16 protein-coding genes are annotated in these 13,114 nt (G+C 61.7%); 8 read left to right on the top strand and 8 right to left on the bottom strand.

Features of this window, described 5'->3' with window-relative positions; translation table 11 throughout:
• Positions 1-4: 4 nt before the first annotated feature.
• Positions 5-895 carry an SDR family oxidoreductase gene (locus NKJ09_RS13675; RefSeq protein ID WP_352495186.1) on the bottom strand — a complete coding sequence of 297 codons (891 nt, stop codon included), beginning with the start codon at positions 893-895 and terminating at the stop codon, positions 5-7.
• Between the two features lie 136 nt (positions 896-1,031).
• On the opposite strand from NKJ09_RS13675, the gene NKJ09_RS13670 reads away from it, so the two are divergent.
• Positions 1,032-1,442, top strand: coding sequence for a winged helix-turn-helix transcriptional regulator (locus tag NKJ09_RS13670; RefSeq protein WP_023720786.1), 411 nt, complete (start codon positions 1,032-1,034; stop codon positions 1,440-1,442).
• A gap of 255 nt (positions 1,443-1,697) precedes the next feature.
• Here the strand turns inward: NKJ09_RS13670 and NKJ09_RS13665 are convergent, their stop codons facing one another.
• Both NKJ09_RS13665 and NKJ09_RS13660 read right to left on the bottom strand, forming a co-directional pair.
• Positions 1,698-2,423 (bottom strand): glutathione S-transferase family protein, encoded by a 726-nt coding sequence (locus NKJ09_RS13665; RefSeq protein WP_036245317.1) that lies wholly within the window; start codon positions 2,421-2,423, stop codon positions 1,698-1,700.
• 1 nt (position 2,424) lies between these two features.
• Positions 2,425-2,730 (bottom strand): Rieske (2Fe-2S) protein, encoded by a 306-nt coding sequence (locus tag NKJ09_RS13660; RefSeq protein ID WP_352495187.1) that lies wholly within the window; start codon positions 2,728-2,730, stop codon positions 2,425-2,427.
• A 100-nt stretch (positions 2,731-2,830) separates the two neighbouring features.
• Here NKJ09_RS13660 and NKJ09_RS13655 point away from each other — a divergent pair, with 100 nt between their 5' ends.
• Complete coding sequence (locus NKJ09_RS13655; protein WP_352495188.1) at positions 2,831-3,283, top strand: MarR family winged helix-turn-helix transcriptional regulator; 453 nt, start codon at positions 2,831-2,833, stop codon at positions 3,281-3,283.
• Positions 3,284-3,320: 37 nt separating this feature from the next.
• On the opposite strand, the gene NKJ09_RS13650 is transcribed toward NKJ09_RS13655, so the two are convergent.
• Positions 3,321-3,749, bottom strand: a complete 429-nt coding sequence (locus NKJ09_RS13650) for an anthrone oxygenase family protein (protein WP_023720782.1) — start codon at positions 3,747-3,749, stop codon at positions 3,321-3,323.
• A 155-nt stretch (positions 3,750-3,904) separates the two neighbouring features.
• Here NKJ09_RS13650 and NKJ09_RS13645 point away from each other — a divergent pair, with 155 nt between their 5' ends.
• The 4 genes from NKJ09_RS13645 (at position 3,905) to NKJ09_RS13630 (ending at position 8,449) form a co-directional block, all read left to right on the top strand.
• Positions 3,905-4,558, top strand: a complete 654-nt coding sequence (locus NKJ09_RS13645) for a TetR/AcrR family transcriptional regulator (RefSeq protein ID WP_023720781.1) — start codon at positions 3,905-3,907, stop codon at positions 4,556-4,558.
• A gap of 23 nt (positions 4,559-4,581) precedes the next feature.
• Positions 4,582-5,601: a ketol-acid reductoisomerase gene (gene ilvC, locus NKJ09_RS13640; RefSeq protein ID WP_352483016.1), complete on the top strand. Its 1,020-nt coding sequence runs from the start codon at positions 4,582-4,584 to the stop codon at positions 5,599-5,601.
• A gap of 238 nt (positions 5,602-5,839) precedes the next feature.
• On the top strand, positions 5,840-6,817 hold the full coding sequence (locus NKJ09_RS13635) for a DUF3592 domain-containing protein (RefSeq protein ID WP_352483017.1): 978 nt from the start codon (positions 5,840-5,842) through the stop codon (positions 6,815-6,817).
• A 495-nt stretch (positions 6,818-7,312) separates the two neighbouring features.
• Complete coding sequence (locus tag NKJ09_RS13630) at positions 7,313-8,449, top strand: hypothetical protein (protein WP_352495189.1); 1,137 nt, start codon at positions 7,313-7,315, stop codon at positions 8,447-8,449.
• A gap of 11 nt (positions 8,450-8,460) precedes the next feature.
• Here NKJ09_RS13630 and NKJ09_RS13625 read toward each other — a convergent pair whose 3' ends face one another.
• Positions 8,461-8,745, bottom strand: a complete 285-nt coding sequence (locus NKJ09_RS13625) for a PilZ domain-containing protein (protein WP_352483022.1) — start codon at positions 8,743-8,745, stop codon at positions 8,461-8,463.
• A gap of 175 nt (positions 8,746-8,920) precedes the next feature.
• Complete coding sequence (locus tag NKJ09_RS13620; RefSeq protein ID WP_352495190.1) at positions 8,921-9,508, bottom strand: BA14K family protein; 588 nt, start codon at positions 9,506-9,508, stop codon at positions 8,921-8,923.
• 187 nt (positions 9,509-9,695) lie between these two features.
• Between NKJ09_RS13620 and NKJ09_RS13615 the strand changes: the two genes are divergently transcribed.
• Positions 9,696-10,808 (top strand): endonuclease/exonuclease/phosphatase family protein, encoded by a 1,113-nt coding sequence (locus NKJ09_RS13615; RefSeq protein ID WP_023720773.1) that lies wholly within the window; start codon positions 9,696-9,698, stop codon positions 10,806-10,808.
• 7 nt (positions 10,809-10,815) lie between these two features.
• Positions 10,816-11,544: a hypothetical protein gene (locus NKJ09_RS13610; RefSeq protein ID WP_023720772.1), complete on the top strand. Its 729-nt coding sequence runs from the start codon at positions 10,816-10,818 to the stop codon at positions 11,542-11,544.
• Here NKJ09_RS13610 and NKJ09_RS13605 read toward each other — a convergent pair.
• Both NKJ09_RS13605 and NKJ09_RS13600 read right to left on the bottom strand, forming a co-directional pair.
• Complete coding sequence (locus tag NKJ09_RS13605; RefSeq protein ID WP_023720771.1) at positions 11,541-11,783, bottom strand: hypothetical protein; 243 nt, start codon at positions 11,781-11,783, stop codon at positions 11,541-11,543. The genes NKJ09_RS13610 and NKJ09_RS13605 overlap by 4 nt on opposite strands.
• A 113-nt stretch (positions 11,784-11,896) precedes the next feature.
• Positions 11,897-13,114 (bottom strand): ABC transporter permease, encoded by a 1,218-nt coding sequence (locus NKJ09_RS13600; protein WP_352495191.1) that lies wholly within the window; start codon positions 13,112-13,114, stop codon positions 11,897-11,899.

Genomic DNA, 13,114 nt, shown 5'->3' with positions numbered 1-13,114 from the left:
AGGCTCAGTTCACCAGAGCCGCCTTGTTTGCTTCAAGAAATTCCTTCAGCGGCTGCGGCTTCCTGCCGGACAGAGTCTCGACCGCGTCGGTCACCATGCCGATCCGGCCGGAGCGGGTGTTGGTATCGAAGGAAACGATCACGGGCGCAAAAGCTTCGGGAACGCCGGCTGCCTTCAATCCCTCGGTCAGCGCTTCATCCGAAAGCTGGACAACGTCGATCGGCTTGCCGGTGACCTCGGTGACGAGGGCTGCAATCTCGGCCATCGTGTGGGCCTTGGGGCCGGTCAGCGTGTATGTCGTGCTTTCGGTTGCGGTCGAAGCGAGGCCGGCGGCAATCGCGGCAGCCATATCGTCGCGCGCGCCGTGGGCAATGCGGCCGTCTCCAGCGGACGTGTACCACTGCCCAGAGGCGATGGCGTGCGGCAGCGCCAGGAACAGGTTCTCCTGATACCAGCCGTTGCGGAAGATGGTGGAGGGGATACCGCTCGCCTTGATCGCCTGCTCGGTGCCGTGGTGATCGGGCGCAAACAGCACCGGCGATCCTGGCTCCGGATTGGGCATCGATGTGTAGAGCAGATGCGAAACACCCGCGCCTTTTGCTGCGGCGACCGCAGTCTCATGTTGCTTCAGGCGCTTGCCCGGAATGGCGAGCTCGTTCGTCGAAATGATCAGAACCCTGTCGGCGCCGGTAAATGCACTGGCCAACGATGCGGTGTCGTCGAAGTCGACCGTCCTGATGGTGACGCCTCGGGCTGCCAGATCGGCCAGATTTTCCGGATTGCGGGTAGCGGCGATGATGCGCTGAGGGGAGACCTTGAGCGTGTCAAGCAGATGATTGATGACGCCGCGGCCAAGCTGGCCGGAGGCGCCGGTGACGAGAAGGGTGTCGGTCATGAAAGGTCCTGACGTTGCGCCGGAGCGGCGGGTGCATATGTTAGTCTCAAAAAGAGACCAGCACTAAAATAGGAATTGACCCATCCTCGTAAAGAAGGCAGTTTTGCGGGAGGTAGGCACAGCCAGGGAACCAGCCATGGACGGCAAGATCGTCAATCTGAGATCGAAGCTCGAGATCTACAAAGCAGGCAGCGGTGGCGGAAACCTTGCGGATTGCCCGGTTCGCGACGTGATCCAGGGCATAAGCAACAAATGGAGTTCGCTGCTGATGGAGGCCTTGGCCGAGAAGCCGTACCGCTTTGGCGAGTTGCGGCGCCTCGTGCCCGATATTTCACAGCGCATGCTCACCCAGACGCTGCACGATCTGCAGCGCGACGGCTATGTGCATCGCGAGGTTTTTCCGACCAAACCGCCGAGCGTTGAATACAGCCTCACCGATCTCGGGCGCTCGATGTTTGGACCCTTGCACCAGCTGATCCAATGGGCCGAGCTCAATCACGGCGCTGTACGCGAGGCGCGGAAGGTTTTCGATGCTGCCGAAGGCTGAGTCTCAAGGCCGAGACAGCGGCTTGATTTAGCGACAACGCTGAAGGATTGTCCGGCCTGGGTCGGGTCGGGCAAATGGGCAATTCTCTGGACATCGCGATTGCCGGCGCGGCGATCAGTTACGCGCTCATCGGAACGGACGTATCGATACTGCGCTGGAGGCTTGCGTCCGCGACAGGCTGGTGGCCAGTGGCAAGCATTCCGCCGGAAACGAATATCCTTGCCTCGATGATTACAGGCACTGTGATCAATCCATTCAAGCCGATCGGGCTTGCGGAAGCCCGGTGGCCGGATCGTTTCGGCGGATGATTTCCGAAAGGTGCGAGCCCTTCGCCTGTAGGAATGTATGGAGGCGTTGCGGATAATCGGGAGCGACCGCGTCCTTCACGGATGGGCGTTTGCGCAACGCCTCGCGCCACACCTGGACATGCGGCTTTCCGTCCAGGATGCCGAAATCGCCGATCCGGTCGAAGACGTCGAAATAGCGGAAAATCGGCCCGTAGACCGCGTCGACCAGTGAAAAGCGCTCACCGGCGAACCACGGCCCAACCGCGCCATTCGCCAGTTCCACTTCCAGGCGATCGAACACCGCCGATAGCGCCTCGCTTTCGGCGAGCAACGCGGCTTCCGTAGGCGCTGAATAGAAGCGGCCGATGGCATTGAGGATTGCCGAGCCAAACTCGATCCAGGCGCGATGTCGGGCACGGGCATAGGGATCGGTGGGATGCAGCGGATTGGGCTGGGTTTCCTCGAGGAATTCGAGGATGACGAGCGATTCGAAGATCACCGTTTCCTGGCCGTCATGCTCAACGCGAAGCAGCGGCACCTTGCCGAGCGGCGATATCGCCTTGAACCAGGCAGGCTTGTTGGCGAGATCGACGGCGATGCGCTCGAACGGCACGCCCTTTTCGCGAAGCGAAATCGCCGCGCGCTGCACATAGGGACAAAGATGGTGGCTGACGAGGATGAGCTTGTCGGTCATCTCACTCTCCCCAGACATAGTTCAAGGCGCCGTTCTCGACGCGGGTGGAGAGGAACATCAGGCGGGAGCCCTTCGGCGCTGGGCCTTCGAGGCGATCACCGTTCGCCATGTCGAACGAGGCGCCGTGCCATTGGCAGACGAGCTTGCCGTCCTTGCAGTCGAGCGGGCCACCGAAGTGCAGGCAGACGTTGGCGGCGGCGCGGATACGCTCGCCGCTGCGGTAGACATGGACCTCGCGGCCGAAAAACGGAGCGATCAGGCTGCCTGTTTCCGGAATGTCGGCGATCCTGCAGATTTCATGCTTCATCGGAATTGCCTTTCATGATTGATGCGATTGCATCTATATAGATGCATTTGCATCGATCGTCAAGCTTGATGCAGTTGCATCTATCGCCTACGATGTAATCATGACCGGGATTCCTTCACCTCCAGCAATCAAAGCCTGGGCCCGCCTGATGCGGGTTTCGCGCCAGTTGTTGGAAAGTGCCGAGGACGCGCTGAAGGACAGTGGCCTGCCGCCGCTTGCCTGGTACGACGTGCTGCATGAGCTTGCCGAGGCGGGCGAGGGCGGATTGCGGCCGTTCCAACTCACCGAGCGCACCCTGTTTGCGCAATACAACATCTCGCGGCTGCTGGCGCGGCTCGAAGCCGACGGGCAGGTCGAGAAGCTTCCAGTTGCCGATGACGGCCGCGGGCAAACCATCCGCATCACCGGCAAGGGGCGCGAGACGCGCCGCCGCATGTGGGTCGTCTACGGCCGCTCGATATCGGAGTTGGTCGGCTCCCAGCTTTCCAACGATGATCTGGACACGCTGTCGGCTCTGCTTGGGCGCCTGCGAGATCCGCCCGCCCTGGCGTGACACGCCTTCGTGCCGAAGATGGCGCGGATCTGCGAGGTCAGGCACTGCCCCAAAGGAATGCCAATGTCGCCAGAACCCCAAGCCCGACGCGGACCAGATGCAGATTGCCCCATTTGACGATCATTGTCCGAGCCTCAGGATTGACGGTGTTAGCGTCCATCACCTCCAGCAGCCGATTTGCCGGCATCATCACCAGCAGCGTCCATGGCCAAGGCAGGATGATCAGCACGGCGCCGGCCAGATAAGCGAGATTGCCGGTCTGCCACCACGCGACGAGGCCCAGAATACAGGCGATGACGGCGATCGAGGCCTGCATGGCGGCGCCGCGCTTGTAGGAAGGCTGCCATTCCTGCAGCAATGCCTTGTCATCGAGGCGAAGCCGCGCCGGCTGTTCGGCGACGCTGACGTAGATAGCCGCGCCTGCAAACACAGCGGCAACGGTCAAGGCAAGCAATCCGGCGAGCATGATCCGTGTCTCCCGTAATGCCCCGCATGGAGCAAGCTACAGAAATAAGGCTTGCGCCGGGTCGGGCAATACGCCATAAAGCCGAACCGTAACGTACGGTACGCGGTCGAGTTCGTATCTGAACTGCGGGTGAGTTCGCCTCCTGAGGAAAGACTGTGTTGCACGCTGTGACCGACATCGACACCAGCGAGACGCTGACGGAGCGGCAGAAGGCCGTGCTCGACGCCGCCCTTCGCCTGCTGGTCGAAGAGGGCGATCAGTTGACCATGACCGCCGTGGCGCGGCGGGCGAGCTGCTCGAAGGAGACGCTCTACAAATGGTTCGGCGATCGCGACGGGCTGTTGACGGCAACGGTGCAATGGCAGGCGTCCAAGGTGCGGGTAGTGCCGGTCGACCGCAAGGGACTCGATCTTGCCTCGCTGACGGCGAGCCTCGAACGCTTCGCTTCGGACTGGCTCAGGGTAATTTCGAGCGACACCTCGATCGCGCTGAACCGGGTGGCGGTCGGCCATGCTAGTTCGGGGAAGGACGATCTCGGCGCCATCGTGCTGGAGAACGGCCGCTTCGCGCTGGCCAGGCGGCTGAAGCCGGTGCTGGAGGCAGGCAAGGAAGCTGGTTTCCTCGAGTTTTCCGACGCTGAGATGGCTTTCCGCACCTTTTTCGGGCTGGTCGCCCGCGACGTGCAGATCCGCCTGCTGCTCGGCGACCGGCTGGAATTGACTGATGCGGCGATCGGCGGCGATGCCGTCCGGGCGACGCAGCAGTTTCTCGCTCTTTACGGGGCAAAAACCGGGCCGCAGGGCCTCTGAATTCAAAACGGGAAGGAAGAAAAATGCGTGTCTATTACGATCGCGACGCCGATCTCAACCTGATCAAAGGCAAGAAGGTTGCCATCATCGGCTATGGCAGCCAGGGCAGGGCGCATGCGCTCAACCTCAAGGATTCCGGCGTCAAGGATATCGCCATTGGCCTCAAGGCCGGCTCGGCGACCGCGAAGAAGGTCGAGGCCGACGGGCTCAAGGTGATGAGTGTGGCCGATGCCGCCAAATGGGCCGACCTGATGATGATGGCGACGCCCGACGAGCTGCAGGCCGACATCTACAGATCAGAGATCGCGCCGAACATCCGCGACGGCGCGGCGATCGCCTTCGCCCACGGCCTCAACGTGCATTTTGGCCTGATCGAGCCAAAAGCCTCGGTCGACGTCGTCATGATCGCGCCAAAGGGCCCGGGCCACACGGTGCGCGGCGAATACCAGAAGGGCGGCGGCGTGCCGTGCCTGGTCGCGGTCAACCAGGACGCTTCGGGCAATGCGCTCGATTTGGCGCTCTCCTACGCCTGCGGCGTCGGCGGTGGCCGTTCGGGCATCATCGAGACCAATTTCCGCGAGGAGTGCGAGACCGACCTGTTCGGCGAGCAGGTGGTGTTGTGCGGCGGTCTGGTCGAGTTGATCCGCGCCGGTTTCGAGACACTGGTGGAAGCGGGCTATGCGCCGGAAATGGCCTATTTCGAGTGCCTGCACGAGGTCAAGCTAATCGTCGACCTGATCTATGAAGGCGGCATCGCCAACATGAACTATTCGATCTCGAACACCGCCGAATGGGGCGAATACGTCTCGGGTCCGCGCATCATCACCGCCGAGACCAAGGCCGAGATGAAGCGCGTGCTCAAGGACATCCAGACTGGCAAGTTCACCTCGGAATGGATGCAGGAATACCGCGCCGGCATGTCGCGCTTCAAGGGCATCCGCCGCAACAACGACAGCCACCAGATCGAGGAAGTCGGCGCCAAGCTGCGCGCGATGATGCCGTGGATTTCCAAGAACAAGCTGGTCGACAAGGCCAAGAACTGAAGGAAATCCACGTTCGTTTCGTTACGCGTCCTCGGGCTTCGCCCTGCGGGCGCATGGGAATTTCCAAGAACAAGCTGGTCGACAAGGCCAAGAACTGATCGCAATTTCATTGTCGATCAAGAAAGCCGGCGGAGCGATCCGCCGGCCTTTTTGCGTTGATTTCTCAGCAGGCGCGCTATTCCCGCTGTCGTGGTATGCGTGTGCAGGGCATGGCACAAAATGGCCAAGGGGGTGAGCGTTGGAACTCAAATTTCTGTTGGTCGGGTTTGCCGGCGCGGTTGCCGGCATGCTGTCCCTCGTCACCTTGCTGAAGTGGTGGGAGGTGAGGGCGGTCAGCCGCTGGTCTCCGACGCAGGGAAAGATCATCTCGTCGCGGGTCGAGGCTCGCGAGGTGACCAGTTCGGGATCCGGTTCGGACAGCAGAGGGTCGACCGAGATGCGCAACTTCCCGGCGATCACCTTCGAATACAAGGTGAACGGCAAGAAGTTTCGCAGTTCGCACTACAGCGTGCAGGAGAACCTTGGAAACTTTGCGGTGGCGGAAACCCTTGCGAAATTTCCAAACGGGGCCGGCGTAACCGTCTTCTACAATCCGGCCGATCCAGCCAAGGCCGTGATCGAACGCACCATGCCCGACGGTTCCTTCAAATTCATGGTCCAGCTTTCGGCCGGGTTGGTGGTCGGCGCGCTGGTATTGGTCTTCTCCGTTGGCGGCGTCCTGGAAGCGATCCGGCCGTTTTTGCCCAAGCCGCAGAACCTCGGCGCCGCGGCCCTGCTGCTTTTCATGGGATTGTTTGTCCTGCGCATGGGCTTTGCCCAGAAGTCACTTGCGGAACAGGCGGCCAAGTGGCCCATCACGGCAGGACGCATCGACGCCTCGGGCCTGCAGAAAGTCGAGACCCGCGACAGGTCCGGAGGCGGCTATCGGCCTTGGCACACAGTTTTCAAATCCCGCATCGTCTACAGCTATAGCGTTGCCGGCCAGCGCTACGCCGCCGATCGCATCGCTTTCGGCGCAAACGTGACGGCGTCGCTGCCGAGCCTCGTCAGCGGTCAATCGCAGCGCTACCTCGAGGGCGACAAGGTCGAGGTCTACTACGATCCCGCCAATCCGGCTGCAGCCGTTCTCGAATGCAGGGTGCGTGGGCTTTGGCTACTGTGGATCTGCGCCGCTGGCTTCCTTGGTGGAGCCGCGCTTCTGGTAGGCGTAATCTGAAGCTGCTGTTCTAGATGCTGCATATCCAGCGGAAGAAGGCACCTGTCGTCAGCATCTGACAAGAACTCCGCTGTCGAAGCCAGGCCAGGTCAATCTCACCGTCGTGCCATTGCCAACGATATGGACGAGACGCGAGAACGGCTCTTCGATCGTGGGATCAGAACCGTAGCATTGGCTGGCCCGCGCCACCCAGCCCGTGGATATCTTGCGAAACGTTGCGTGTTCGCAGCCGAAAGCAGGAACCGACAGTGCCTCAGGGTACAATGTGTAAACAGTCTGGCGTTGAACATCCGCGACGGCGGTACAGTTCGATCTGTCCCGGGACCATGTGCCCACATAGGGTTCCGTGGCAAAGGCGCTGCCGCACGAAAATGTTAAGATCGAAATGAGCATCAAGAGATTTCGCATCATCGATTTCTTTCTTTCGACCGGGCCTCGGGCCATGCTAAAGCATCGATGCTTAAACTTCACAATGCTGCTGCTCCAGGGACTCAAATGATCATCCGCAAAGCAGCAGCTATTTTTCTGAGCATGCTGAGCCTGTTGCAAGCAGCGAACGCGACAGAATGTTCGCTCAGCCACGCGACCTATCGCGAGCCGCGTTCGGGAGCGACGATACAGTTCCGGCCCATCGACCGCGAACCGGCCGCGCTGACGACAGAGGTCTTTTCGCTGATCGTGCCCAATACCCCCATTCGCCTGCCATCGGACATCACCTGGACCAATGGCAAGTACTCGTTTCCTGTGGGGACGATTCGGCACACCTGCAACGACGACGATCGTGAGGCGGGTCTCGAGGACGGCACCGGGCTGTGCAGAGTGTGGGATGGGCAGGTCTATGCGTTCAACGCAGGCGGTGCCGAGCAGTTGAGCTCCCTCGAAGCCTCGCCGGCACCAACAGGGTTGCTGCCGCCTGACTTTGGCGCGATTTTTACCGAATGGCCCGATTTCGCCAAAGCCAACCCGATGGCTCGGCCTGGGATGCCTTTACCTTGCCGGGTTGCAGCGATGAATAGCAAGAGACTGCCGGCCTGCATCTGCGCCCTGCCGGTCCTTCTGGCCATGGCCATCGGGGCGCGTGCCGACCAAAGCAAGCCGTCGCGTCCGCCTGTCGACAAATGCACCTGGGAACGGCTGGCGGACAGAGATGTCGGGCTGGCTGCCTGGGTACAGCGCTGCGATTTCGGATTCCGCCAGATCCATTTCGAGCTTGGCGGCAATGCTCTTGCCATCAAATACAGCGATGGCGGGCCGGCCGATCCCGTCGTCGAAGTCTTCGATATGCTGCCGGGCGAGGCCGCTGGCGCCGCGTTGCAGCGAATATACTCGCAGAAGACCGAGAAGGCTGTCAGCACACGTTGCGTGCTCATGCCTTACACCGAAGGGGTCACGCCCACGGGCACCCTGCGGTATGTCTTCAGTCCCGATGCCGTTTATCTCAGTGAATTGAAAGCCGTTGCAGACCCTGACGAGGTCGGCGAACCGCCATGCGGCGAATGGGGCGAAGCCCCGGACGGCATTCAGTATTTCGAGGTACAATCACCCGAGCTGCGAAAGCTTCTGTTCATTCGCGTTGGCCAGGAGGAGCCGCTGTTTGACGAGCAGACACTGCAAGTCCTGCCACCCGGATAGGGCCGGGAACCTCAACCGTAGTGCCAGCTGGGCTTTGGTTCGGTGCCGGTGAACATCACCCCAATTCGGTCCTCGCGGCGCCAGCGGACCTCCGCCTTGTAGGCAATGCCGTCGGTTGGAACGTAGAGCAGGAACTCATCGGGCACGCGCGCGTCGATCGAGACCTTCAATTCGGCACCGCCGGCATGCATGTTGCGCAGCGTGCATGTGACCTCGGAGTTGGTCATGCCGGTCAGGATCGCCGCGCCCTTCAAGACGCGCTGCCGGCGTTTGTCCCTCTGTTCGTCCTCGGCCATCGTACGCAATCCAGCGATCTTTCGCGTCTCGGGCGTTCTGATCGGGAGGATTATTAGACCTGGCTGATAAAAATAGCGTTATCGCTGGTGGAGGCTGGACGATTTTCGCGATTCCTGGCTGAAAGAAAAAGGCGCCGCGAAGCACGGCGCCGAATGATGCTTGTTGTCGGCCTGCTCAGCTATAGGGCGAATAGCATTGCTGGCGCGGGCCGTTGTAGGGCTGGAACGTGTTGTCCCAGGCGCGGTACGACCGGTAGCGATTGTAACACCATTGGACATGCGCGCTGGACAGCCGCTGTGTCCGGTAATAGCGCCGCGGTGGCGGCGCGTCGTAGTAGTTGTAGTTGTTGTACAGGCTGCCAAGGCCGAGCCCCAGGCCCAAGCCAAGAATCGCGGCGCCCGCACCACCATCATCATAGTAGCCGCCACGGTAATGGCGGCGATAATGGCGCCTACGCCAGCTGTCGTCCCAGCCGCCATTGTCCCAGTGTCTCGAAAAATGACGGCCGCGGAAATTGTTGGACCGCCATCTCCAATCATTGTCGCCGTGCCATTGCCGAAAGCCGCGATGGCGCCAACGCCAGATCTGCCTGTCGTTGCCGCCTGCCCAATCTTCACGAATTTGCACGATGTCGGCGGCATTGCCCGCCACCGGCAGCAGGGGTTTGGGCATCGGCCCGGCAAGCGAGGGGGCCGAGAGGCCGGCTATCAGACCGAGGGCCATCAGCCCGGATCTGACGGAAGATAAAAAGAGCGGTTTCATCGCACTCTCCTAAGATTCAGGCCCCACGCCCAGAATACCCAGGGAAGAGCCCATTCATGGAACTTTCCATCTGAACGGAGGATGAACAAAAAAGGTTCCATCAACCATGACGAGCGCGCGGTCAATCGGGGCCGCCTGGGTTCTACGCCCTTGTTTTCGAGCGCGCTTGCGGGCAAAGGTCAAAGCCATGTCGCTGCGCCTTGCCACATTCAACGTCGAAAACCTGATGAACAGGTTTGATTATTCCGGATACCGCAATCAGCTCAACGAAGATCGCACGCTGGCGCTTTTCGACATCCAGAGCGAGGCCGAATACAAGATGCTCGAGCAGGCGCGGGCGATCGCGCAGTCTGACGACACGCGGCAGTTGACGGCACTGGCGATCGCGGCCACCCGCGCCGACATCATCTGCATGCAGGAGGTCGACAATATCGAGGCGCTGAGGGCCTTCGAATATGGCTATCTGTTCAAGATGGTGGGGCAAGGCTACCGGCAGAAATACACCACCGCCGGCAATGATTCGCGCGGCATTGACGTCGCCGTGATGATGCGCAACGAGACCGCGCAGGGCCAGCCGATCGAATTCGTGCGTATGACCAGCTACGCCTATGTCACGTTCGAGCAATTCGGGCTGCACACGGCGGAATTGGCAGCGCTTGGACATCAGGCCAATGAACGCATCTTCCGGCGCGACTGCCTGGAAATCGATCTGACGGTGGCTGGCGCGCCGTTGACACTCTATCTCGTGCATTTCAAGTCGATGGGCTCTCCCCGCAACGGCCTCGACGGCCGTGAAGCAACAATGCCGCTGCGCATCGCCGAGGCGCAAGCGGTGCGGCGGATCATTGAGGAGCGCTTCGGCAAGGACCATGCCGCCGACAAACGCTGGGCAATCTGCGGCGACATGAACGACTACCGGCAGCGCGTGAAGATTACCGGCGATGCCGTCGACGGCTATCGCTTCGAGGTCATCGACGAGACCCGGTCCTGCATCGACGTGCTCACTGCCGGCGGTTTTTGCGAAAACGCGGTCGAGCGGCGGCCGGAAATGGATCGCTGGACTTTCTATCACACGCGCGGACCGGAAGAGCGGCATCTCTGCCAGCTCGACTACATCCTTTTGTCGAGGGCGCTAGCCAGGCAGAACGCCACCGCCGTTCCCGATATCATCCGCAACGGCCAGCCCTGGCGGACCATATTTCCGGCGGGCCAGGAGGTCGAGCGCTTTCCACGCGCCGGGTGGGACCGGCCCAAGGCATCCGACCATTGCCCGGTAGCAATTGCCCTCGACATGGCGTGAGACACGCGTGAGTTTCGACCTGCCGCGCAACGTCATCCTGCCGGTCGATGCCATCGACGTCAGGCTCGATCCCGGCCCACATCCGTTCGAGCGCGATAATGCCGAGGCGATCGCCGCAAACTGGCGGCGTGAGACCGCAGCCAAGCCGGCGCTTTTTGACGGCACCGTGGTGCTGCTTTCCGCTCTCAGCTATCGCGACAATCGCCTCGTCGGCCGCTGCCATGCGGTGCGTTATTCGACCTTCATGCTTTGGCGCAGCAATAGGCAGGTGCCTGGCGCCGAACATGCCTACGCGCACGCCATGCTGGTCGCCGGCGACAACGCGTTGGTGGCGATCCGCATGGCGCCGCATACGGTCAATGCCGGGCGCGTCTACTTCGCCGCCGGTTCGTTCGAGCCAACCGATTTCCACGACGGCCTTGTCGACGTCGACTTCAACATGATCCGCGAGGTGCGGGAAGAGACCGGCCTCGACCTATCAGGCGCGGCACGCGGCAGGCACCATTACGCCCTGTCGACGGCAAGCGGCACGGTGATCTTTCGCCGCTACCGCGAGACGGCCTCCGCCGACGACCTGGCACAGCGGATCAGCGCTTTCGTCGCCGCCGAGTCAGAGCCTGAAATCGAAGGCCCCGTCATCATCCGCAATGCCGCCGATCTGCCGGACGGGCTGATGCCGCATATGAGACCGCTGATCGAATGGCACTTTGCGAGCGAGCAAGGCTTCCGACTCTAACGTCGTAGCCTGCCTTCAATAGCCTTGCGGTCGTTGCGGGCGGCGACAAAATACAACAGCACGCCGAGACCCAGGAGCGCCCCCATCGCCGTTCCCATCGTCTGCCCAATTACCTGCTGGAAGTCAGCGGTGACGCGATCGGGATTCTCCATCCCATAAAGGATCAAATTCCACCAAAGCCCTGCCAAGGCGGCTTCGACGATCACAATCGCCAGAGCCAGTCGCGCTTTCTTGCTCATCCATTGTTCCCCCTTAGTCCCCAACAGCATTGTTATCATTGCAGAATGTGCTGCGACAAGGGCAGGTTGCATAAAAAATCGGCAGCGTCTGGAGGCGACACTTGCTGCAACGCCTACTCATGTCTCAGCGCGTCGATCGGGTTAAGCCGCGCGCCGCGCAGCGCCGGGAAGAAGCCGAACACCATTCCGATCAGCGCGGAGAAGCCGACCGCAAGCAGGATGACCGCCGGGCTTGGCGCAAACGGGATCGTCAGCGTCAGCGAGGCAAGGCCGGCAAGCGCCAGGCCGATCAGGATGCCGATGATGCCGCCAAGCAGCGACAGCACGGTTGCCTCGACCAGGAACTGGATGAGGATATGCTTTTCGTGGGCGCCGATGGCGAGCCTGATGCCGATCTCGCGCGTGCGCTCGGTTACCGACACCAGCATGATGTTCATGATGCCGATGCCGCCGACGAGCAGGCTGACGCCGGCGACGGCGCCGAGCATGCCAGTCATGGTGGTGGTCGCGCTGGCCATGGCATCGGCGATCTGGGTCATGTCGCGGATCGAGAAATCATCGTCACGGTCGGGCGTGATGCGGCGTGTGTCGCGCAAGATGTCCTCGACGCGCTGCTGCAGCACCGTGGTCAGCGTACGGTCGTCGGCGGCGACATAGATCGAGTCGATGTCGCGATTACCGGCAATGCGACGCTGATAGGCGGCAAGCGGCATCAGCACGACATTGTCCTGGTCCTGGCCGAAGCCGGTATAGCCCTTCGGTTCGAGCAGGCCGATGATCTTGCAGGAGGTGCGGTTGACGCGGATGATCTCGCCTTCGGGATCGCCGGCGCCGAAGAACTGCTGGCGCACCGTCTCGCCGACGAGGCAGACGCCGGTGCCGGAGCGGGTTTCCGAATCGCTGAAGGGGCGGCCCGAGACCAGCTTCCAGTCGCGGGCATCGAGATAGGCGCTGTCGGTGCCGGTGACGCCCGAGGTCAGGCTTTCGGTGCCGAAAATGACGCGCACCTGCTTTTGCGACGCCGGCGAGATGGCGCGCGCGCCGTCCAGGTGCGCGACAAGCGCGGCGAAGTCCTTGTCGGCAAGAGGCCGGACCACCTGGTCGAGCCCTCCCGGGCCGCCGGGTCCGGCCGGCCGGCCGGAACGAATGACGAGCAGGTTGCTGCCGAGCTTGGAAATGTCGGACTTGACCTTCTCGGTGGTGCCCGAGCCGATGGTCAGCATGGCGATAACGGCGGCGACGCCGATGACGATGCCGAGCAGTGTCAGGAACGAGCGCAGCACGTTGCGGCGGATGGAGCGGAGCGAGAGGCGAACGGTTTCCCAGATCAT

The sequence above is a fragment of the Mesorhizobium sp. M0189 genome (assembly GCF_040322135.1).
GTDB lineage: Bacteria > Pseudomonadota > Alphaproteobacteria > Rhizobiales > Rhizobiaceae > Mesorhizobium.
This window is presented reverse-complemented; position numbering and strand designations above follow the sequence as displayed.